We start from the raw sequence: 20988 nt of genomic DNA, 5'->3' as shown, positions 1-20988 counted from the left end.
ATTTTCAGAATTTATAAAAAAAGCGCTGCCGGAGCAGCGCTTTATGCGGTATTACTTGACCTGCTGGCCTGGCTGGGCGCCGCTGTCCGGGCTTAACAGGAAAATATCTTTCCCGCCAGGGCCTGCGGCCATCACCATGCCTTCCGAGATGCCGAAGCGCATTTTACGCGGCGCCAGGTTGGCGACCATAACCGTCAGGCGGCCAATCAGCGCCTGCGGATCCGGGTAGGCGGAGCGGATGCCGGAGAAGACGTTGCGCTTCTCGCCGCCGAGATCCAGCGTCAGGCGCAGCAGCTTGTCGGAACCGTCCACGAACTCGGCGTTTTCAATCAGCGCGATGCGCATATCGACTTTGGCGAAATCGTCAAAGGTGATGGTGTCCTGAATCGGATCGTCCGCCAGCGGTCCGGTGACCGGCGCTGACAGCGCTTTCACTTCTTCTTTCGACGCTTCGACCAGCGCTTCCACCTGCTTCATTTCGATGCGGTTATACAGCGCTTTAAAGGCGTTAACCTTGTGGCCGAGCAGCGGCTGCTGAATGGCCTCCCAGCTTAGTTCGCTGTTGAGGAACGCTTCGGCGCGGGCGGCCAGCTGCGGCAGAACCGGCTTGAGCCAGGTCATCAGCACGCGGAACATATTCAGGCCCATGGTGCAGATGGCCTGCAGATCGGCATCGCGGCCTTCCTGTTTGGCAACCACCCACGGCGCCTGCTCGTCAACGTAGCGGTTCGCCACGTCGGCCAGCGCCATGATTTCACGGATGGCTTTACCGAACTCGCGGCTATCCCACGCTTCGCCAATGCTTGCTGCGGCATCGGTGAAGGTTTTGTACAGCGCCGGATCGGCCAGCTCGGCGGACAGCATGCCGTCGAAACGCTTATTGATAAAACCGGCGTTGCGCGAGGCGAGGTTCACCACTTTGTTGACGATATCGGCATTAACTCGCTGCACGAAATCTTCCAGGTTCAGATCGATATCATCGATACGCGAAGAGAGCTTGGCGGTGTAGTAGTAGCGCAGGCTGTCGGCGTCAAAGTGGTTCAGCCAGGTGCTGGCCTTAATAAAGGTTCCGCGCGACTTGGACATCTTCGCGCCGTTGACCGTCACGTAGCCGTGAACGAACAGATTGGTTGGTTTGCGGAAGTTGCTGCCCTCCAGCATGGCCGGCCAGAACAGGCTGTGGAAGTAAACGATGTCTTTACCGATAAAATGATACAGCTCGGCGGTGGAGTCTTTCTTCCAGTACTCATCGAAGCTGGCGGCGTCGCCGCGCTTGTCGCACAGGTTCTTAAAGGAACCCATGTAGCCGATCGGCGCGTCCAGCCAGACGTAGAAATATTTACCCGGCGCGTTCGGGATTTCAAAGCCGAAGTACGGCGCATCGCGGGAAATATCCCACTGCTGCAGGCCGGACTCAAACCACTCCTGCATTTTATTCGCTACCTGCTCCTGCAGCGCGCCGCTGCGGGTCCACGCCTGCAGCATTTCGCTGAACGACGGCAGGTCGAAGAAGAAGTGTTCGGACTCGCGCATCACAGGCGTCGCGCCGGAGACGACCGATTTCGGTTCAATAAGCTCGGTTGGGCTGTAGGTCGCGCCGCATACTTCGCAGTTATCGCCGTACTGATCCGGTGATTTACACTTCGGACAGGTGCCTTTCACAAAACGGTCCGGCAGGAACATGCCTTTTTCCGGATCGTAGAGCTGGGAGATGGTGCGGTTTTTGATAAAACCGTTCTCTTTCAGACGCGTATAGATAAGCTCCGACAGCTCGCGGTTTTCGTCGCTGTGCGTGGAGTGATAGTTGTCGTAGCTGATGTCGAAGCCAGCAAAATCGGTCTGATGCTCCTGACTCATTTCGCCAATCATCTGTTCCGGGGTGATACCGAGCTGCTGCGCTTTCAGCATGATCGGGGTTCCGTGGGCGTCGTCGGCGCAGATGAAGTTGACTTCGTGGCCGCGCATTCGCTGGTAACGGACCCAGACATCAGCCTGGATGTGCTCCAGCATGTGGCCGAGGTGGATTGAGCCGTTTGCGTACGGCAGTGCGCACGTTACCAGTATTTTCTTCGCGACTTGAGTCATAGTGGGCATTACATCTTCTATTGTAAAAAGGGGGTTTGATGTTACCGCAAAGGCAATAATTTGGTAAGCCCAAAGCTTATGGTGGGGGAATTATTCCCTTTAAGGTAAACTTAACGCACAAGATTCAACTCACAATAACAAAGGAGTCGGGATGAGTTCGCAATCCCAGGCCAAATCCCCCGAACGTCTACGCGCGATGGTCGCCGGGACCCTGGCTAATTTCCAGCACCCAACCCTGAAACATAACCTCACTACGCTGAAGGCGCTGCATCACGTCGCCTGGCTGGACGAAACCGTGCATATTGAAATTCAGATGCCGTTCGTCTGGAACAGCGCCTTTGAAGCTCTGAAGGAGCAGTGCAGCGCCGAGCTGCTGCGCATTACCGGTGCCAAAGCTATTGACTGGAAGCTGACGCACAGCATCGCCACGCTTCAGCGGGTAAAAAATCAGCCCGGTATCAACGGCGTGAAAAATATTATCGCTATCAGCTCCGGTAAGGGCGGCGTGGGTAAATCATCGACCGCGGTCAACCTGGCGCTGGCGCTGGCGGCGGAAGGGGCGAAAGTCGGCATTCTGGATGCCGATATTTACGGCCCGTCGATTCCGACCATGCTCGGCGCGGAAGATCAGCGTCCGACCTCGCCAGATGGGACCCATATGGCGCCGATTATGAAGTTCGGTCTTGCCACCAACTCCATCGGTTATCTGGTGACCGACGATAACGCTATGGTGTGGCGCGGGCCGATGGCCAGCAAGGCGCTGATGCAGATGCTGCAGGAAACCCTGTGGCCGGATCTCGATTATCTGGTGCTGGATATGCCGCCGGGTACCGGTGATATTCAGCTGACGCTGGCGCAAAATATTCCGGTTACCGGCGCGGTAGTGGTGACCACGCCGCAGGATATCGCTCTAATCGACGCCAAAAAAGGCATCGTGATGTTTGAAAAAGTCGAGGTACCGGTGCTGGGTATCGTGGAAAACATGAGCATGCATATTTGCAGCAACTGCGGGCACCACGAGCCTATCTTCGGTACCGGCGGCGCGCAAAAGCTGGCGGAGAAATACCACACCCAGTTGCTGGGCCAGCTGCCGCTGCACATCACTTTGCGCGAAGACCTCGACAAAGGGACCCCGACGGTAGTGGCGCGTCCGGAAAGCGAGTTTACCGAGACCTATCGTCAGCTGGCAGACCGCGTCGCGGCGCAGCTGTACTGGCAGGGGGAAGTTATCCCCGGTGAGATCGCCTTCCGCGCGGTATAGTCCACTCACTATCCTGAACCGTGCGGCGCAAAGCGCCGTGCGGTTTTTTTACCTCCGCCGAACGCCGTTTTCTTTCGCTAAAATAATCACTGCGCGAATGATAGTGGTGTTAAATATTACTTATTTTTATTCACATTTGCTGATGTTGAGATTAATCAATAAAACATACTCTTAACATTGTTTTCCCTCCGCGCTTGTGCGAGTTTAATTAGCATAGCAGTGACCTATTTTAATTCGCCGAAAGGAATTTTATTTGGCTTTATTATTTGGCGGAATGTGGTAGTCATCAGTCATACGTCAATAAAAACGATGGAAGGAAAATATCGCCGTACTACATTTCCGGAGTGCATGATGAATAATATTGCTCTAATCGTTAAGTTGCGGGAACTTCTGGTCATCTTTATGCATTCGCGCACGCTGCCGGAGAAAGCCGCTGACGCGCTGCGTTATTGTCAGGAAAATATCCCGCTGGCTGACCTTCCGATTGGCGCTTATGGTGAATATTGTGAAATTTATGAACAAATAGTTTTTTTATCGGATGATAAAAGTCGCACTGCGCCGGATGATTTACTGCGCAGCGGCGGGGATCTGATACTCAGTATTTTAATGCTCTACGAACAGGTCGCTGCCTATATTGCCGTCGAGGAGTTTATGCACAAACAAAACCGCTTGAACGAATAGCGCTTTAGCAACGATAAAAGATATGCCAGCGGCAGAATTTGTCCGCTGGCGTTTCGTTTTTAGCGATGATAGAAAATTTCGCCATCGTAGATTTTGAGGATTTTCCCCTCGGTTTCGGTAATCAGGACGTAGCTCCCGCCCATGTAGGTCCAGCGCGTGCCGGCATCCGGCGCCGGCAGATTGCGCTGCTGCCACTGTTTGATATTGTATTCTGGCGTCAGGTACAGCGGCGGAACGGTATCGCCGATGTGGAATTGTTTAAAGTCTGCGGTCACCCCGTCCAGCTCATATTTCTGAATGCCGTCGCCGGTCGCCGCCCACGCTCCGCTGGTGCATGCCAACAGTACGCCCAGAAGCATCATTTTTGTTTTACGCATAGTTTCCTCATTATTATCCTGGACACTCAATCGCAGCCTCGTATGATTCCTGATACCTCAAGGAAATGGCAAGCGTTGGTTTCGTTAAAAGTGTAAGCAAACGGTGAGGCAACGATGTTTTTCGCCTGGTTGCGCCAGTTTTGAGAATAATCCGGGTTCGGGAGTGTCTATGTTAAGGCTGGAAGATCTGGCTCTGTTTGTCCGCGCTGCGGCGCTAAGCAGCTTCAGCGATGCGGCGCGAGAGGCCGGGCTGCAGCCGGCGCAGGTTAGTGCGGCGATCAAGCGTCTGGAAACGACGTTGAATATTCGTCTTTTTGCCCGTTCAACGCGGAGCCTGCGCCTGACGCCGGAAGGTGAGGCCTGGCTGCCCTACGCCACGCAGATGCTCGATACGCTGCACGCCGGGCTGCAAAAAATCCGCACGCCGGATGACGAAGTTCGCGGTACGTTACAAATTGCCGTGCCGTCCGATCTCGGGCGCAACCTGCTTCTGCGCGTTTTTCGCGGCTTTCGCCAGCGTCATCCTGCGCTGCGTCTGCGGATCCTGTTTTCCGATCATCGGACCGACGTGTTTAAAGATCCGGTGGACGTGGCCTTTCGCTACGGCGATAACGACGATGCTTCGTTTATCTCCCTGCCCGTCGCGCCCGATAACCGACGAGTGCTGGTGGCTTCGCCCGGCTGGATAGCTGAAAACGGCGAGCCGCAAACGCTGGAAGAGCTGGCGCGACATAATGCGCTCACCTACGTGCTGCGCGGCAGGGCGTTTGACCGCTGGCCGTTGAGCCGGGAAGGGAAAGTACACCACGTGCAGGTTTCCGGCACTATCGTGAGCGATGATGCGGAGGTGATTCGCCGCCTGGCGATTGCCGGTGAGGGGATTGCGTACAAATCTGAACTCGACGTCGGCGACGATATTCGTGCAGGGCGACTCCAGGTGCTGCTGCCGCACTACCAGGGCGACGTGGTGCCGCTGAATATGATTTGCCCGCACCGCAAACAGCTTTCGCCTGCGGTACGGCTGCTGTATGAGGCGGTGAAAGAGGCGTGCGAAGCGGTTAATTCCAGCGCGCTCTCTGCGGGCCGGTAGCCCGGATAAGGCGCGCCAGCGCCGCCTCCGGGAACGGTGTCGGGGTGAAGCATCGGCGTGGCTTTTCCCCGGTGGCGCTGCGCTGACCGGGCTACGAGTTCACAGCAATCTGCGGACAAGTAGCCCGGACAAGGCGCGTCAGCGCCGCCTCCGGGAGAACGATCGGCGCGAAGCTTAATGCTTCACCAGCGTGGCAAAGTAGTAGACCAGCGGAATCGCAAGGATCCACAGGCCGATGGGGATTTCCCGCCATTTGCCGGCGATGGTTTTGATCACGACATAAAACAGCAGCCCGCCGGCAATCCCGGTACCGAAGCTATTGGCAATCAGCGTAATCATCACCATCATCAGCACCGGCAGGCCGTCGGTGAAGTTAGCCAGATCCACTTTGCGCAGGCCGCTGAACATATTCAGGCCGATGAGGATCAGCGCAGGTGCGGTCGCCTCTTTCGGGATCATCAGTGCCACCGGCGTAAACAGCAGCATCAGGAGAAACATTACCGCCGCCGACAGCGCGGTTAACCCGGTTTTACCGCCGGCTTCCGCTGCCGCCGAGGATTCAATCAGCGCGGTCGCCGCCGGAATACCCAGCCAGGGACCTATAGCCGCAGCGATCGAGTCGACCATAAACGGGCGATTGATATGCGGCATATTGCCTTCTTCATCCAGCAGACCCGCTTCGCCGCCCACGGCCAGAGTGGTGCCCATCGTGGAAAAGAACTCTGAGGCGAAAAAGACGAACAGGAACGGCAGAAAGGCGATATTCAGCGCGCCCAGCATATCGATTTGCCCCAGCACCGGCGTCAGCGAATGCGGCATATCGATAAAACTGCCCGGGAGTCTGGTAACGCCCATCGGAATACCGACCAGGGTTGCAAAGAGAATCGCCCACAGAATCGAGCCGGGGATTTTTCTTGCCTGCAGGGCAATGGCCAGAAACAGCCCGCAGAGCGCAACCAGCGCCCCCGGCGAAAGGAAATCCCCGAGCATCAGGGCGTTGGTTTTGGCGTTAGCCAGCACCAGTCCGGCGTTACGGAAGCCCAATACCGCGACGAACAGCCCAATGGACGCCGTCAGACCGAGCTTGATCGACTGCGGCACCGAACGGGTTACCACTTCACGCAGGCCGAATTTGGTCAGCAGGAAAAACAGAATCCCCGACCAGCAGGCGATACCAAGCCCGATCTGCCAGCCAATGCCTTCGCTGCCCGCCAGCGTGACGCCGACCAGCACCGAACCGCCGATGCCCGGCCCGACGATAAACGGCAGGTTGGCATAAAATGCCATCAGCAGCGTGCCGCCGACGAACACCAGAATCGTGCCGGTGGTTGCCGCGCCTTTATCCATCCCGCCCACCGCCAGCAGGCCGGGGATAACCACCAGTAGATAGGCGGCGGCGAGAAAACCGGTGATGCCCGCGAGGCATTCGGTGCGCAGCGTGCTGCCGCGGGAGTACAAGGCAAAACGGCGCTCCAGCCAGCTTCCCTGCGCGGATGAGTTAAGGGTATTGTCGGCCATGCTCAGGCTCCCTGATGTTTATTGTTGTGTTCTGTGTGTTCCGGGATTTCCCGGCAGTCTATCAGCGGCTCGACTATCTGGCGGGTGCTGCCGTCGGTCAAACCTAAATCTGTTAAATGCGGCCCGGCGTTACAGGCAAGGCAGGTACCCTCGATAGCTTTAAACACGCGATAGGGCGGCTCCCAGTCGGCGACTTCCGCGCTCAGGTCGCGAAGCTGGCGGAACTCTCTGGCCAGCTCCGGGGCGGGTAAGTCAGAAAGCATCCCGGCGATCGGCATCGCCACGTGGGCAAGGATTTTTCCCTGCTGCGACAGCGCCATGCCGCCGCCGGATTCGATCAGGCGGTTCGCCGCCAGCGCCATCTCGTCGGCATCGCGTCCGAGCACGACCAGGTTGTGAGAATCGTGAGAGTAGCTGGTGGCGATGGCGCCGCGCAGTTCGCCCCAGCCTTCCAGCAGCGCAATTTGCGGCGTCGCCTGGTGACGACCGTGGCGGTGCTTAACCCAAATCAGGCTAAATCCTTCCGGGATTTGCACCCGGCCATCCCGGACCTGCACCTCAACTTCTCCCCACTGGGTAAAGCGCGCGCCGCGAATATGCCGCAGACGGGCGACGCCGTGGCGAATGGCGCCAACGCGGAGGATAAAATCGTCAGGGCTGAGCGGCGGCATCTGCAGGGTATCGCGCGGCGGGGTAACGCCCGCCGCCGACGGAATGGGTTGAAGCAGGGCGCCATCGCGGGCAATCAGCTTACCGGCGACGTAAACTTCCTGCGCGTTGAGTCGGGATAAAGAATCGAAAACCACCAGATCGGCGCGGCGTCCGGCAGCAATCAGCCCCAAATCGTTACGCTGCAGACGGATCGCCGCGTTTAAGGTGGCGAAGCGCAGGACGTCGGTAGCCGGCAGTCCGTGCTCAATCAGCTGGTTGAGCAAGGCGATAATGCCGCCTTTTTCCAGCAGCATATCCGGCGGCACATCGTCGGTGCAGACGGTGATTTGCGAGGAGAGATGCGGCAGCGTTTTCAGCGCGTTAACGATATCCGGCAGCAGGTAAGGGTGCGAGCCGCGAATTTCGATAGTCAGCCCGGCGCGCAGTTTTTCCAGCGCATCGTCCGCCGAGGTGAGCTCATGATCGGAGGTGACCCCGGCGGCAAGATAGGCTTGCAGATCCGCGCCGCTCAAACCGCGCGCGTGGCCTTCGATCAGCTTGCCGCTGTTCAACCCGGCCTGAACGATCTCCTGCATCCGCTCGCTGCCGTGCAGCACGCCGTGCATATCCATTACTTCAGCAACGCCGCAGACTTCCGGCCAGGCCAGCATGGTTTCCATCTCCGCGCCGGCGAAATCGGCGCCGGACATCTCCAGTCCCGGCGTCGACGGCACGCTGGAAGGCGCCGCAACCATCACCTGCAGCGGCAGATGGCGGCTGGCAGCGACCGCGTAGCGCACGCCTTCGACGCCCAGTACGTTGGCCAGCTCGTGCGGGTCCCAGAATACTGCCGTGGTGCCCTGAGCCAGCACGATTTCGGCATAGCGTTCAGGCGGCAGGTGAGAGCTTTCAAGGTGAACGTGCGTATCCATCAGCCCCGGCGACAGGAAACATCCCGCCAGCGAGCGGCGTTCGAGGGCATCGGAGCGGCTGCCGCGCGGATGCACGCTGGCGATCGTTTCACCGACGATCCCGACGTCGGCCTCGCGGATTTCTCCGGTGGCCATGTCGACAATCTGCGCGTCGGTTAATAATAAATCGAACGGGGATTCTCCGCGCGCGGCCTGGACGGCGCGGCGGCGGGTTTCAGCACTGCTGGACATAACAACTCCGGCACAAGGATAATGGGGATACTCTAGGGGCAGAGCAAACGTTTGCCCAGATGAATAAATTTATCGCCCGATAACTTCGGGTTATTCTGCATGCTCACCGTTGACGAAAACATGATGACCGAACCCTGGCAGCGGCTGCCCGCGCTCTCTCTCAAGCAGATTCAGTACTTTGTGACCCTGGCCCAGCTGCGTCACTTCACCGACACCGCTAACCGGCTGGCTATCAGCCAGCCGGCGCTAAGCAGCGCGCTGCGGCAAATCGAGACGGTGCTCGGCGGCAAGCTGGTCAACCGTACCGCCTCGGCGGTGACCTTAACCGAGCTGGGGGCGGCGATTTTGCCCCACGCCCGGCGAGTGTTGAGCGTGGCGCAGCTGGCTTTTCAGGATATGCAGCAGATAGTCGAAGCCGGCGGCGACGGAACGGTGCGTATTGGCTTAGTGCCTTCGGTGAGTTCGCTGCTGTTTCCGCTGCTGCCGCAAACGCTGGCCCAGGCGTTTCCGCGCCTGAGGGTGGAGTTTCACGATCAGACCAACGACGCCCTGTTCTGCGAGCTGCAGTCGGGAAAGATAGATTTTGCCGTTGGCGCAATAGACAGTTCGTTACCGCCTGAGCTGCAGGTTTATCCTCTGCGCGAAGATCCGTTTGTGGCGGTGCTGCACGGCGACGATCCGCTGGCCGGGCAGCCGCATCTGCCGTGGAAACTGCTCGCGGGGCGCGATATCGCGGTGTTTTCAAAGGGCAATATTCAGCGTCTGGTCGGCGCGCTGGCCGAGAGCCATCGCCTCACGCTGAATACGCGTTATCAGGTTGACTATATCGAGACGCTTTACGGCCTGGTGCGCTCGCGGCTGGCGGTGGCGATTCTGCCTGAGCTTTATACTACCCACCTTCAGGATCCGGCGTTAAAGGTGGCGCAGCTTCAGCAGCCCGCGCTGACGCGAACCGTGGCGCTGATGCGCGGACCGCAGCCTCTGCCGCCGCTGATCGAGGAATGTTTTGCACTATTACTGAGTTCGCTGCGGGAAGTGAATCTATAGCGGGCGTTGCTCTCTCTAAGGCTTGTGGTGAAATGCGAGAGAGGCAACGAAATAGTTTTTGTACCCTTTAAAATCAAAGGGTTATGCCTCTTTAAAAAATGAATTTGTTGCAGAAATGTCAGTAGATTATTCCGTGCGAATAAAGTTGATATAAAACAATAGGATACATTTAGAGAGTTCCCCGCGCGAGCGGGGATAAACCGGGCGCGCCAGGCCCTGGAAAATCTCAGACAGAGAGTTCCCCGCGCGAGCGGGGATAGTCCTTCCCCATGCATGTTGGAACAAATCTTGCCGAGCCGGGCCAGCTTGCGTTGTCCGGCGACTTACCGTAACCTGCCCGCTGAGAACGTTTTTATCTCTCAATGACTCGGGGTGCCCTTCCTTGTGAAGGCTGAGAAAAACCCGTACCACCTGATCTGGATAATGCCAGCGTAGGGAAGTCAGAGACCGCAGGGTCGTCGCTTCTTCATCGCCTGGCGGGAGCAAACGATGTCTGACCTGCTGAACCCCGCGCATATTGCCCATCTGCGGCACCTTTTTCACCGCCATTCTCCCCTTGTTCACTGCATGACCAACGACGTGGTGCAGACCTTTACCGCCAACGTCTTGTTAGCGATTGGCGCATCGCCGGCGATGGTTATCGATCCGGACGAAGCCAGCCAGTTTGCCGCCATTGCCGATGCGCTGCTGATTAATGTCGGCACGCTGACCGTTGAGCGTGCGGAGGCGATGCGCGCGGCGGCGCGTAGCGCAACGCAGGCGGGCAAACCCTGGACGCTGGACCCGGTAGCGGTCGGCGCGCTGACCTTACGGACAGAATTTTGCCGGGAGCTGCTGGCGCTGCAGCCTGCCGCCGTTCGCGGTAATGCGTCGGAAATCATGGCGCTGGCCGGAGTGAGCGGCGGCGGGCGCGGCGTCGATACGACCGATACCGCCGCCGCAGCGCTGCCCGCAGCCCAGGCGTTAGCCCGCCAGCTGAATACCGTGGTCGCGGTGACCGGGGAGGTTGATTACGTCACCGACGGCCAGCGCATTCGCATGGTCACCGGCGGCGATCCGTTGATGACCCGGGTGGTCGGCACCGGCTGCGCGCTGTCGGCGGTGGTTGCCGCCGCTGCGGCGATGCCCGGCGATCGGCTGGAGAACGTGGCCGCGGCCTGCGGTCTGATGAAGCTCGCGGGGGGGAAAGCGGCGCAGCAGGGCGGCCCCGGCAGCTTTACTCCCGCCTTCCTCGATGCGCTCTATGCGGGAGGCGATCTGTGAAACGAATTAATGCGCTAACCATCGCCGGCACCGACCCGAGCGGCGGTGCGGGGATCCAGGCGGATCTCAAAACCTTCTCGGCGCTGGGGGCATACGGCTGCTCGGTCATCACCGCGCTGGTGGCGCAAAACACCCTTGGCGTCCAGTCGGTTTATCGTATAGAGCCTGATTTTGTCGCCGCGCAGCTCGATTCCGTCTTCAGCGATGTGCGCATCGATACCACCAAAATCGGGATGCTGGCGGAAACTGATATCGTTGAAGCGGTGGCGGAACGGCTGGCGCGTTATCAGATTAAAAATGTGGTGCTGGATACGGTCATGTTGGCGAAAAGCGGCGATCCGCTGCTCTCGGCGTCGGCGGTGGAAACGCTGCGCCAGCGCCTGCTGCCGCAGGTCTCGCTGATCACTCCGAACCTGCCGGAAGCGGCGGCGCTGCTGGATGCGCCGCATGCCAGAACGGAACAGGAGATGCTGGAGCAGGGCAGAGCGCTGCTGGGAATGGGCTGCGGAGCGGTATTAATGAAAGGCGGCCATCTCGATGATGCGGAAAGCCCGGACTGGCTGTTTACCCGCGACGGGGAGCGGCGTTTTACCGCGCCGAGAGTCCAGACTAAAAATACCCACGGTACCGGCTGTACGCTATCGGCGGCGCTGGCGGCCCTGCGTCCGCGTTACGAGGATTGGGGGCGAACCGTGGCGGAAGCTAAGGGCTGGCTCTCGGCGGCGCTGGCGCAGGCGGATTCGCTGGAAGTGGGACACGGCATCGGCCCGGTACACCATTTCCACGCCTGGTGGTAAACGGCAAGACAACGTGTCAGCAGACTATGCTGAAAAAATAGGCTCCCGGCTGGAAAATCTGCTGAGTCGGTACCAGGCTTAACCTGCCCAAAATAATTGGGTTGGGAAAACGCATGCCGGTTTCGACCGGCACTTACGGGAGATAGCTATGACTGATATTACGCAGTTGCTTGGCAAAGATGCCGACACGCTTTTACAGCACCGCTGTATGACAATTCCAGCCGACCAGCTCTATTTACCGGGGGCGGATTACGTCGATCGGGTGATGGTTGATAACAACCGTCCGCCGGCGGTGCTGCGTAATATGCAAACCCTGTATAACACCGGCCGCCTGGCGGGAACCGGCTATCTGTCGATCCTGCCGGTCGACCAGGGCGTAGAGCATTCTGCTGGCGCCTCTTTTGCCGCCAACCCGCTGTACTTTGATCCGAAAAATATCGTCGAACTGGCCATTGAGGCCGGTTGTAACTGCGTGGCCTCCACCTATGGCGTGCTGGCCTCGGTGTCGCGCCGCTATGCGCACCGCATTCCCTTTCTGGTCAAGCTGAACCATAACGAAACGCTGAGCTACCCGACCGAATATGACCAGACGCTGTATGCCAGCGTCGAGCAGGCGTTCAATATGGGGGCCGTGGCGGTCGGGGCGACGATCTATTTCGGTTCCGAACAGTCCCGTCGGCAAATCGAAGAGATTTCCGCCGCTTTTGAGCGCGCGCACGAGCTTGGCCTGGTGACCGTGCTGTGGGCCTATTTGCGTAATTCGGCGTTTAAGAAAGATGGCGTCGACTACCACGTTTCCGCTGACTTAACCGGTCAGGCCAACCACCTGGCGGCGACCATCGGCGCGGATATCGTGAAGCAGAAAATGGCGGAAAACAACGGCGGCTATAAAGCGGTGAACTTCGGCTATACCGATGACCGGGTTTATAGCAAGCTCACCAGCGATAATCCGATCGACCTGGTGCGTTACCAGCTGGCGAACTGCTATATGGGCCGTGCCGGGCTGATTAACTCCGGCGGCGCGGCGGGCGGGGAAACCGATCTGTCCGACGCCGTGCGCACCGCGGTTATCAATAAGCGCGCGGGCGGCATGGGGCTGATTCTGGGCCGTAAGGCGTTTAAAAAATCGATGGCCGACGGCGTGAAGCTGATTAATGCCGTGCAGGATGTTTATCTGGACGGCAAAGTCACCATCGCTTAACAGGCTATCTAACCCTTAAAGGCAACAGCGTCGTCTGCCTTCCCCGGCGGCGCTGCGCCTGACCGGGCTACCGGCTCACCGCCGTCTGCGGCCCGGAGGCCCCATCGAGAGCAGGGTGCGGATTCACAGCTATCTGCGGGCCGGTAGCCCGGACAGGCGCGTCAAGCGCCGCCTCCGGGTTCCTGCTTACTCGCGAATCAGCCGCGCCGTGTGCTGTAGCATTTTATACGCCTCATAGCGCCGCTGATGATCGGCGCTAAATTGTTCTACGCAGCGGTAGGTTTTATCCACCCGGGTAAACTGCTTCATCGCTTCTGGCAGGGAAGGTGCGATATGACCGGCCACCGCGCCAAGAATCGCCGAACCTAACAGCACCGGTTCACTGGATTCGGTACTCACCACGTTCACTCCGCAGGCGTCTGCCAGCAGCTGGCGCACCAGCGGATGCTGACCGGCCCCGCCGCTGATGACGATATTCTCGCTGCGGATGCCGCACGCCTTCTGGGCGTCAATAATCTGCCGCAGACCGTAGCCGATGCCGCACAATCCGGCGACGTAGAGCGCCATCAGATTGTCCAGATCCCGCTCCATCCCCAGCCCGGCGATAATCGCTTTCGCCTGCGGATCGGCCAGCGGCGCCCGGTTACCTAAAAACTCGGGCACCACGTGCAGGCCGTCGGCAAGTTTGACCGCCGCTGACGGATTATCTACCTTCGCCAGCACGCTATCGGCAAGATAAACCGGTAGCGGGACGCCGCGCGCTTTGGCCAGCGACTTAGCTTCTGCGGCGGCGGGATGGAAGCTCAGCAGCTGGTCGATGGCCGCTCCGGCCGCGCTCTGACCACCTTCACTCAGCCAGAACCCTGGCACCATCGCCGAGTAATACGGCCCCCAGACGCCGGGCACGAATACCGCTTCCTGAGTAGTGGTCATGGTGCAGGAGGAGGTACCGAAGACGTAGGCCATATTGTTAACCGCGCCGTTAAGCACGCCGACGGTGCCGATGCCGCCCGCGTGGGCGTCAATCATACCGACCGCTACCGGCGTACCGATCGGCAGCCCCATCTCCTCTGCCGCCGTGGCGCAAAGGCCGTCGCCGCAGGGGGTTCCCGGATCGACAATCCGCTGGCCGATGCGGACAAAATCTTCATCCGCCAGCTCTTCGAGGCCAATCTGGCGGAAGTAGCTGGCATCCCAGCGTTGTTCATGCGCCAGGTAGGTCCATTTACAGGTCACAGTACAGACTGAGCGGGCTAAATCGCCGGTCGAGCGCCAGGTGAGATAATCGGCGAGGTCGAAGAAGTGGCGCGCCTGCTGATAAATGTGCGGGCGGTTCTCCTTCAGCCAGAGAATTTTCGGCGTTTCCATCTCCGGCGAGATTTTGCCGCCAACGTATTGCAGCACCGCGTGGCCCGTGGCGTTAATCTTTTCCGCCTGGCCGGTGGCGCGATGATCCATCCAGACAATAATGTTACGGTCCGCATCTTCCGAAGGCCCGACCGCCAGCGGCGCGTCGTTATCGCCAATCACTACCAGCGAGCAGGTGGCATCGAAGCCGATCCCGGCAATCGACGATGGAGGGACCCCGGCGCTGGCCACCGCCGTTTTAATGCAGTAGCACACCGCCTGCCAGATCTCGCGGCTTGACTGTTCGACCACGCTTCCGGCGCTGCGAAACAGGGTAATTTCCCGGGTTGCGTGGGCAAGAAGTTCGCCACGCAGGTCGAACACGCCGGCGCGAACGCTGCCTGAGCCAACATCGACGCCAATAATATGTTGCGTATCGCTTTGCATAATATCCTCTCACACAGTCTGGTTGAACGGTCAGAGATCCACGCTGTTCGGCAGGATCACAATGTCGCGTACGGTGACGTTTTTCGACCGCGTCACCATAAACAGCACCGACTCGGCCACTTCGATCGGTTGCATCAGGCTGCCGTTGGCCAGCGCTTCGTCCATTTTGGCTTTCGGCCAGTCATCCAGCAGGGCGGTGACTACCGGGCCAGGCAGCACGGCGCCGACGCGCACGCCGTACTGTGAAACCTGGCGACGGGTGGTATGAACAAACGCCTGGACAGCAAATTTCGACGCGGTATAGATAGGCTCCCAGATCACCGGCACCACGCCCGCGATAGAGCTGGTGAAGATAATGTCCCCGGACTTTTGCGCGATAAGATGCGGCAGGACGCTACGCACGCAGCGGAAGGCGGCGTTGGTATTGAGATGCAGCACGCGATCCCAGACGTCCGGATCGCCCTCGGCCACCGGTCCGCCGATATAAGCTCCGGCGTTGGCGTGGAAAATATCAAGACGCCCGGTGAGCTGCAAAATTCCCTGCACAAGGTTATCAACCTGATCCGCCTGCATCAGGTCAACCTGCAGGGCGAAGGCGTTTTCACCGAGTTCGGCAACAAGTTTATTGAGCTTTTCCCCTTCACGGTCGATAAGCACCACTTTTGCGCCGGCGCCCAGCAGGGTTCTGGCGCATTCGAGGCCAATACCGGACGCCGCGCCGGTAATAGCGGCAACTTTACCGCTAAGGGAAGTATTCATAGAGGAGACACAGTGGTTCATTTTATAATCCTTTACAGAGTCTGGTTGGCACTGTCGAGCGCGAGGGCATCGCGTTCGACGTTAGAGACGAAAACTTGTTAAGGTATTGAATATGAGCGTCATTTCTGCAGGTTTTCTGGAATATTAATGCTGAATGCGTTAATACTTCGGAAAGTAAAATGGAAGCTCAATCGATGAAGCTCATGTTGCGCTAGCTTCATCGATTGAGCAAGTGGGGAAATTAACAGCGAAATGATTTTGTGACGCAAGTTGGGAAAATGAAGAAAATCACGATTTACGACCTGGCGGAACTTTCCGGCGTTTCGGCGAGTGCGGTGAGCGCTATCCTCAACGGCAACTGGAAAAAGCGCCGCATCAGCGCAAAGCTTGCCGAAAAGGTGACGCGGATTGCCGAGGAGCAGGGCTACGCGATTAACCGCCAGGCCAGCATGCTGCGCAGCAAAAAATCGCGCGTCATCGGCATGATTATCCCCAAATACGATAACCGCTATTTCGGTTCGGTCGCCGAACGCTTTGAGGAGATGGCTCGCGAACGGGGCCTGCTGCCGATTATCACCTGTACGCGCCGAAGCCCCGAGCTGGAGCTCGAAGCGGTGAAAGCGATGCTCTCCTGGCAGGTTGACTGGGTGGTGGCGACCGGGGCGACCAATCCGGATAAAATTTCCGCTCTATGCCAGCAGGCGGGCGTGCCAACGGTCAATCTCGATCTACCGGGGACTATCGCACCGTCGGTGATTTCGGATAACTACGGCGGCGCGAAAGCGCTGACCCATAAGATCCTGGCGAATAGCGCTCGCCGCCGGGGAGAGATGGCGCCGCTGACGTTCATTGGCGGGCGCAGCAGCGACCATAACACCAGCGAACGTTTACGCGGCTTCCACGACGCGCATCGCGAGCAGGGGCTGAGCGTGCCGCAGGGGAACATTCTGGCTCCCGGCTATTCGAAAGGCAAAGTCGAAGCCTGCCTGCAGGAGCGGTTTGGCAACGCGAAGGTTCCGTTGCAGGGCATATTTGTCAACTCAACGATATCGCTGGAGGGGGTCGTACGTTGGCTGTCGCAGGCAGGACTCACCGGCAGCGAGCAGCCGCCGATGGGCTGCTTCGACTGGGACCCGTTTGTCTATCTGCTGGGGCACGATATCGACATGGTGCAGCAGGACGTGCCGGCGATGCTGGAAGCGGTGTTTACGATTATCGACTCCGGCGATGCCGGCCAGCAGCGGATTGAAATTCCGCCGCTACTGATGAGCAGCAGCTGAGTCGCTATCTGGCTGTTTGACCTTAGCGCGTCAGCAGCCAGCGGGCGGTGTGCTCGTCGGTCACCAGACCGTTGATCCAGCCGCCTTTAAGCGCCGCCAGAATCGCCGGGCGTTTGTACTCGCCGCATGCCACCGCGATGCGCGGACACTGATTCTGGCGGATATCGTAGCTGGTGATCATTCTGTTGATTTCGCTATCCACCACTCCGCCTTCGGCATCGATAAAGCGCCCCATAATCTCGCCGATACCGCCTTGCGCCGTCACTTCATCCATCTGGGCCTGATTGATAAAGCCGTCTTTAAAAATAGGGCTTTGGGTGCCTAATGGCCCAATGCCGACAAAAATAACGTCCGCCTGGCGGGCGACGGCGGAGACGCTGCGGAACAGCCGGCTGGTACACCACATGTCGTACTCTTCCTGCGTCTGCGCGTAGCGCGGCGCGGGCCACTGATAGTACTTCGCCTTAATTTTGCTGGTCAGCAGCAGCGGGACATCATCGTAATAGTTGCACTGGCCGTCGGCGTCCATGGCGCTGATCAGCGCGACGCAGCGGGTATTCTGACTGTCGAAATCGATACGCTGCAGCGCTTTTTTCAGGGTCAGGCCGGAACCCAGACCGATGATTTTCTCTTTATCGTCCTGCAGGTAGCGGGCCATCAGCTGATAGCAACCGAAGGAGACGCTATCCAGGGTGCTTTCTTCACTAAAGGCGGGCACGATATTGCACTCGATAAGCCGGTACTTTTCCTGTAGTAACAGCGCATAATCGAGGCAGTTGGCCACCGGATGATGCAGCCCGATCGACACAATCCCTTCTTCTTTCGCGGCGGCGATCAGCCGCTGTACCACCGGCCTCGACGTGCCAAGCTGGCTGGCGATCTCGCTCTGGTTCTGCCCGGCAATGTAGTACATCCACGCGGCGCGGACCTTTTGATCCAGCCGAATATCATCTTCTTTGCTCATGGTTTCCTGCCCTAAGTTTCTGGCCGCGGCGATAATTTCGCCCGGCGAATAACCGCATTCTCGCCGTGGTTGGTAAAACTGGCAAGCTTTTGCTCTTTTCTGGTCAATTGTAATTTTAATGGGTAATTGTTCTTTTGTGATCCGTGGCTCTTATTTTGGTCAAATGATCATTTACAGTGACGCCATCAACTCAAGGAGAGCAGAACATGAACAATCAATTCACATGGCTTCACATTGGTCTGGGTTCTTTTCATCGCGCCCATCAGGCGTGGTATCTGCATCGTTTGATTGCTTCCGGAGATAAGCGCTGGCACATTGCGGCGGGGAATATCCGCAACGACGCCGAGCAGGTGGTCCAGGCGCTGGCAGCTCAGGGTGGGCGCTACGTGCTGGAAACCGTCAGCCCTGAAGGGGAACGTGAATATGAAGAGATCACCTCAATTCAGAAACTGCTGCCGTGGCAGGCCGGGCTCAAGCCGCTGATTAACGAAGGGGCAAACCCGCAGACCAAAGTCATCGCCTTCACCGTGACGGAAGGCGGCTACTACCTGAATACCCGTCATAAGCTGGAAACCAGCAACCCCGACTTGCAGGCCGATCTGGCAGGGGAGTGCAAAACGATTTACGGCACTATCGCGCGGATCCTGGAAAAGCGTATGGCGGACAACGCCGGGCCGCTGACTCTGCTGAACTGCGATAACGTGCGCCATAATGGCGAGCGCTTCCACGACGGCATGGTTGAGTTCCTGCAGCTAACCGGCAAGCAGGCGGTGATTGACTGGATGGCCGCCAACACGACCTGCCCGAACACCATGGTCGACCGTATCACTCCGCGTCCGGCGTCAGACCTGCCCGCGCGCATCAAAGCGCAAACCGGCATTGACGACAGCGCGCCGGTGATGGGTGAGACCTTCATCCAGTGGGTGGTGGAAAACCATTTCCGCGATGAGCGCCCGAATCTGGAAGCGGTTGGCGTGGAGATGGTTGCATCGGTTATTCCTTATGAAGAGGCGAAAATTCGCATTCTGAACTCGTCGCATAGCTGCATTGCGTGGGCGGGGACGTTAATCGGCCAGCAGTATATTCATGAAAGTACGCTAACGGATTTCATCTACGCCATTGCCGACCGCTACGTTACGGAAGATGTGATCCCCTGCCTTGGCGATAACGGCATTGATTTACCAACCTATCGCGATGTGGTGCTTAAGCGCTTTACCAACCCGTATATCCAGGACACGAACCAGCGCGTTGCCGCCGACGGTTTCTCGAAAATTCCGGCGATGATCGCCCCAACCCTGCAGGAGTGCTACCAGCGCGGCGCCCGCCCGGAAGCGACCGCGATGCTGCCCGCGCTGTTCTTCGTCTTTATGGAACAGTGGCATAAGGGAAGTCTGCCGTATGAATACCAGGACGGCATTCTTGATGCGCAGGCGGTGCATCAGATGTTCGAAGCCAGCGATCCGCTGGCGCTGTATGCCCGCGATAAAGCTCTGTTTGGCGAACTCGCTGAAAACGCCGATTTCCTCGCGCTGATGCGCGAAAAAGTCGCGGCAGTTTATACGCTGATTAACTAAGAGGTGGCTATGTATCTGGGTATCGATCTCGGCACATCGGAAGTGAAAGCGCTGGTCATTGATGAGAACAATGAGGTTATTGCCAGCCATAGCGCGCCGCTGAGCATTCAGCGGCCTCACCCGCACTGGTCAGAACAGTCGCCGCAGTCATGGTGGGAGGCGACAGAGTATCTGATGACCACGCTGCGGGAAAAATGCGCCCAGCACTGGCCAGCCATTAAGGCCATTGGCCTTTCCGGGCAGATGCACGGCGCGGTCCTGCTGGATGCCGGCGGGGAAGTCATTCGCCCGGCAATCCTGTGGAACGACACCCGCTGCGCCGCGGAGTGTGCGGAGCTGGAGGAGATGGCGCCGGAGCTGCATCAGGTGGCGGGAAACCTGGCGATGCCCGGCTTTACCGCACCGAAGCTGCTGTGGGTACGCCGTCATGAGCCGGAACACTTTCAGCGCACCGCCACGGTACTGCTGCCGAAAGATTATCTGCGCTACCGGATGACCGGGAAGAAAGTCTCCGATATGTCCGACGCCGCCGGGACGCTGTGGCTGGACGTGGCGAAGCGCGACTGGTCCGACTCGCTGCTGGATAAATGCGGGCTGTCGCGCAGCCAGATGCCGACGCTGGTCGAAGGCTGCGAGGTTTCCGCGACCCTTGACCCGCAGGTGGCCGAACGCTGGGGGCTGAATGCCTCGGTAGCGGTTGCCGGCGGCGGTGGCGATAACGCGGTCAGCGCCATCGGCGTCGGGGCGGTTTCACCGGGGGATGCGTTTATTTCGCTCGGTACCTCCGGCGTGCTGTTTGTGGTAACCGACGCCTATCGTCCGGCTCCGCAGTCGGCGGTCCATGCGTTTTGTCACGTTCTGCCGAATCTGTGGCATCAGATGAGCGTGATGCTCAGCGCCGCCAGCTGTTTGCAGTGGTTCTGCCGCCTGACCGGCACCACGGAAGTGGCGCTGCTGGAGGAGATTGCCGAGCTTAGCGAAGAGGAGAAGGCCCATGCGCCGTTCTTCTTACCCTATCTCTCCGGCGAACGTACGCCGCACAACGATCCTGACGCGCGCGGCATGTTCTGGGGCATGACCCACTCCAGCCTGCGCGCCCAGCTCGGCTATGCGGTGCTGGAAGGGGTGAGCTTTGGGATCAGCGATGGTCTGCAGGTGTTGAAAGAGAGCGGTACGCAGATCGAACAATGTTCTCTGGTTGGCGGCGGCGCCCGCAGCCCGTTCTGGGCGCAGCTGTTGGCCGATATCCTCGATATGCCGGTGGTGACCCACAAAGGTGGAGAGACCGGCGGCGCGCTGGGCGCGGCGCGGCTGGCCTGTCTGGCGGCGGGCAAACCAATTACCGCGGTATGTGAAAAACCGGAGATCTGGCAGACCTGGCGTGCGGACCCGGTACGCCATCAAACCCTGATGCGGCGCTATGCGCAGTTTAAGGCCCTGTATTTAAACGATCTGAACTATCGGCAGCATTAATTTTTATCAC

The 20988-nt window shown here is 58.7% G+C and carries 17 protein-coding genes and 1 riboswitch; of the genes, 10 read left to right on the top strand and 7 right to left on the bottom strand.

All coding sequences use genetic code 11. From position 1 onward, the window contains the following. Positions 1–51: 51 nt before the first annotated feature. Complete coding sequence (gene metG, locus ABLV75_RS07945) at positions 52–2085, bottom strand: methionine--tRNA ligase (RefSeq protein WP_016809243.1); 2034 nt, start codon at positions 2083–2085, stop codon at positions 52–54. Positions 2086–2236: 151 nt separating this feature from the next. Between metG and apbC the strand changes: the two genes are divergently transcribed. Beyond that, positions 2237–3346: an iron-sulfur cluster carrier protein ApbC gene (gene apbC / locus ABLV75_RS07940; RefSeq protein ID WP_004103811.1), complete on the top strand. Its 1110-nt coding sequence runs from the start codon at positions 2237–2239 to the stop codon at positions 3344–3346. Positions 3347–3697: 351 nt separating this feature from the next. Further along, on the top strand, positions 3698–4027 hold the full coding sequence (locus tag ABLV75_RS07935) for a hypothetical protein (RefSeq protein ID WP_004103809.1): 330 nt from the start codon (positions 3698–3700) through the stop codon (positions 4025–4027). A 59-nt stretch (positions 4028–4086) separates the two neighbouring features. Here the strand turns inward: ABLV75_RS07935 and ABLV75_RS07930 are convergent, their stop codons facing one another. Continuing rightward, entirely contained in the window at positions 4087–4404 is a 318-nt protein-coding gene (locus ABLV75_RS07930; RefSeq protein ID WP_004103807.1) for an RcnB family protein, read from the bottom strand. Positions 4405–4573: 169 nt separating this feature from the next. Here ABLV75_RS07930 and ABLV75_RS07925 point away from each other — a divergent pair, with 169 nt between their 5' ends. Beyond that, the gene (locus tag ABLV75_RS07925) at positions 4574–5494 is read left to right on the top strand and encodes a LysR family transcriptional regulator (RefSeq protein ID WP_004103805.1); all 921 of its coding nucleotides are present in this window, start codon (positions 4574–4576) and stop codon (positions 5492–5494) included. A gap of 174 nt (positions 5495–5668) precedes the next feature. On the opposite strand, the gene ABLV75_RS07920 is transcribed toward ABLV75_RS07925, so the two are convergent. Then, positions 5669–7012, bottom strand: coding sequence for an NCS2 family permease (locus ABLV75_RS07920; RefSeq protein WP_004103803.1), 1344 nt, complete (start codon positions 7010–7012; stop codon positions 5669–5671). Between the two features lie 2 nt (positions 7013–7014). Continuing rightward, positions 7015–8826 (bottom strand): adenine deaminase C-terminal domain-containing protein, encoded by a 1812-nt coding sequence (locus ABLV75_RS07915; RefSeq protein WP_004103801.1) that lies wholly within the window; start codon positions 8824–8826, stop codon positions 7015–7017. 120 nt (positions 8827–8946) lie between these two features. Here ABLV75_RS07915 and ABLV75_RS07910 point away from each other — a divergent pair, with 120 nt between their 5' ends. From ABLV75_RS07910 to fbaB, 4 genes are all read left to right on the top strand, one after another. Then, positions 8947–9873 (top strand): LysR family transcriptional regulator, encoded by a 927-nt coding sequence (locus ABLV75_RS07910; RefSeq protein WP_162098338.1) that lies wholly within the window; start codon positions 8947–8949, stop codon positions 9871–9873. Positions 9874–10231: 358 nt separating this feature from the next. Further along, positions 10232–10328, top strand: a riboswitch (TPP riboswitch). A 34-nt stretch (positions 10329–10362) separates the two neighbouring features. Further along, entirely contained in the window at positions 10363–11136 is a 774-nt protein-coding gene (gene thiM / locus ABLV75_RS07905) for a hydroxyethylthiazole kinase (RefSeq protein ID WP_004103797.1), read from the top strand. Further along, complete coding sequence (thiD, locus tag ABLV75_RS07900) at positions 11133–11933, top strand: bifunctional hydroxymethylpyrimidine kinase/phosphomethylpyrimidine kinase (protein WP_004103795.1); 801 nt, start codon at positions 11133–11135, stop codon at positions 11931–11933. Before thiM ends, thiD begins: the two co-directional genes overlap by 4 nt. A gap of 148 nt (positions 11934–12081) precedes the next feature. Then, a complete protein-coding gene (gene fbaB / locus ABLV75_RS07895) occupies positions 12082–13134 on the top strand; it encodes a class I fructose-bisphosphate aldolase (RefSeq protein ID WP_004103793.1) in 1053 nt (350 codons plus the stop codon). A 186-nt stretch (positions 13135–13320) separates the two neighbouring features. Here fbaB and ABLV75_RS07890 read toward each other — a convergent pair whose 3' ends face one another. After that, complete coding sequence (locus ABLV75_RS07890; protein WP_004103791.1) at positions 13321–14928, bottom strand: FGGY-family carbohydrate kinase; 1608 nt, start codon at positions 14926–14928, stop codon at positions 13321–13323. A 30-nt stretch (positions 14929–14958) separates the two neighbouring features. Beyond that, positions 14959–15708: an SDR family oxidoreductase gene (locus ABLV75_RS07885; RefSeq protein ID WP_004103790.1), complete on the bottom strand. Its 750-nt coding sequence runs from the start codon at positions 15706–15708 to the stop codon at positions 14959–14961. A 257-nt stretch (positions 15709–15965) separates the two neighbouring features. On the opposite strand from ABLV75_RS07885, the gene ABLV75_RS07880 reads away from it, so the two are divergent. Further along, positions 15966–16967 (top strand): LacI family DNA-binding transcriptional regulator, encoded by a 1002-nt coding sequence (locus ABLV75_RS07880; protein ID WP_004103789.1) that lies wholly within the window; start codon positions 15966–15968, stop codon positions 16965–16967. A gap of 22 nt (positions 16968–16989) precedes the next feature. On the opposite strand, the gene ABLV75_RS07875 is transcribed toward ABLV75_RS07880, so the two are convergent. After that, positions 16990–17931, bottom strand: coding sequence for a sugar-binding domain-containing protein (locus ABLV75_RS07875; RefSeq protein ID WP_004103788.1), 942 nt, complete (start codon positions 17929–17931; stop codon positions 16990–16992). A gap of 206 nt (positions 17932–18137) precedes the next feature. Here ABLV75_RS07875 and dalD point away from each other — a divergent pair, with 206 nt between their 5' ends. Continuing rightward, positions 18138–19505, top strand: a complete 1368-nt coding sequence (gene dalD / locus ABLV75_RS07870) for a D-arabinitol 4-dehydrogenase (protein ID WP_004103787.1) — start codon at positions 18138–18140, stop codon at positions 19503–19505. A 9-nt stretch (positions 19506–19514) separates the two neighbouring features. Further along, the gene (gene xylB / locus ABLV75_RS07865; RefSeq protein WP_049594100.1) at positions 19515–20978 is read left to right on the top strand and encodes a xylulokinase; all 1464 of its coding nucleotides are present in this window, start codon (positions 19515–19517) and stop codon (positions 20976–20978) included. Positions 20979–20988 lie beyond the last annotated feature (10 nt).

Origin of the sequence: Klebsiella sp. CN_Kp066 (assembly GCF_040065135.1) — a bacterium.
In the GTDB taxonomy this organism is placed as follows: domain Bacteria; phylum Pseudomonadota; class Gammaproteobacteria; order Enterobacterales; family Enterobacteriaceae; genus Klebsiella; species Klebsiella oxytoca.
The sequence above is the reverse complement of the archived record's forward strand: the minus strand, read 5'-3'. Positions and strand labels throughout refer to the sequence as shown.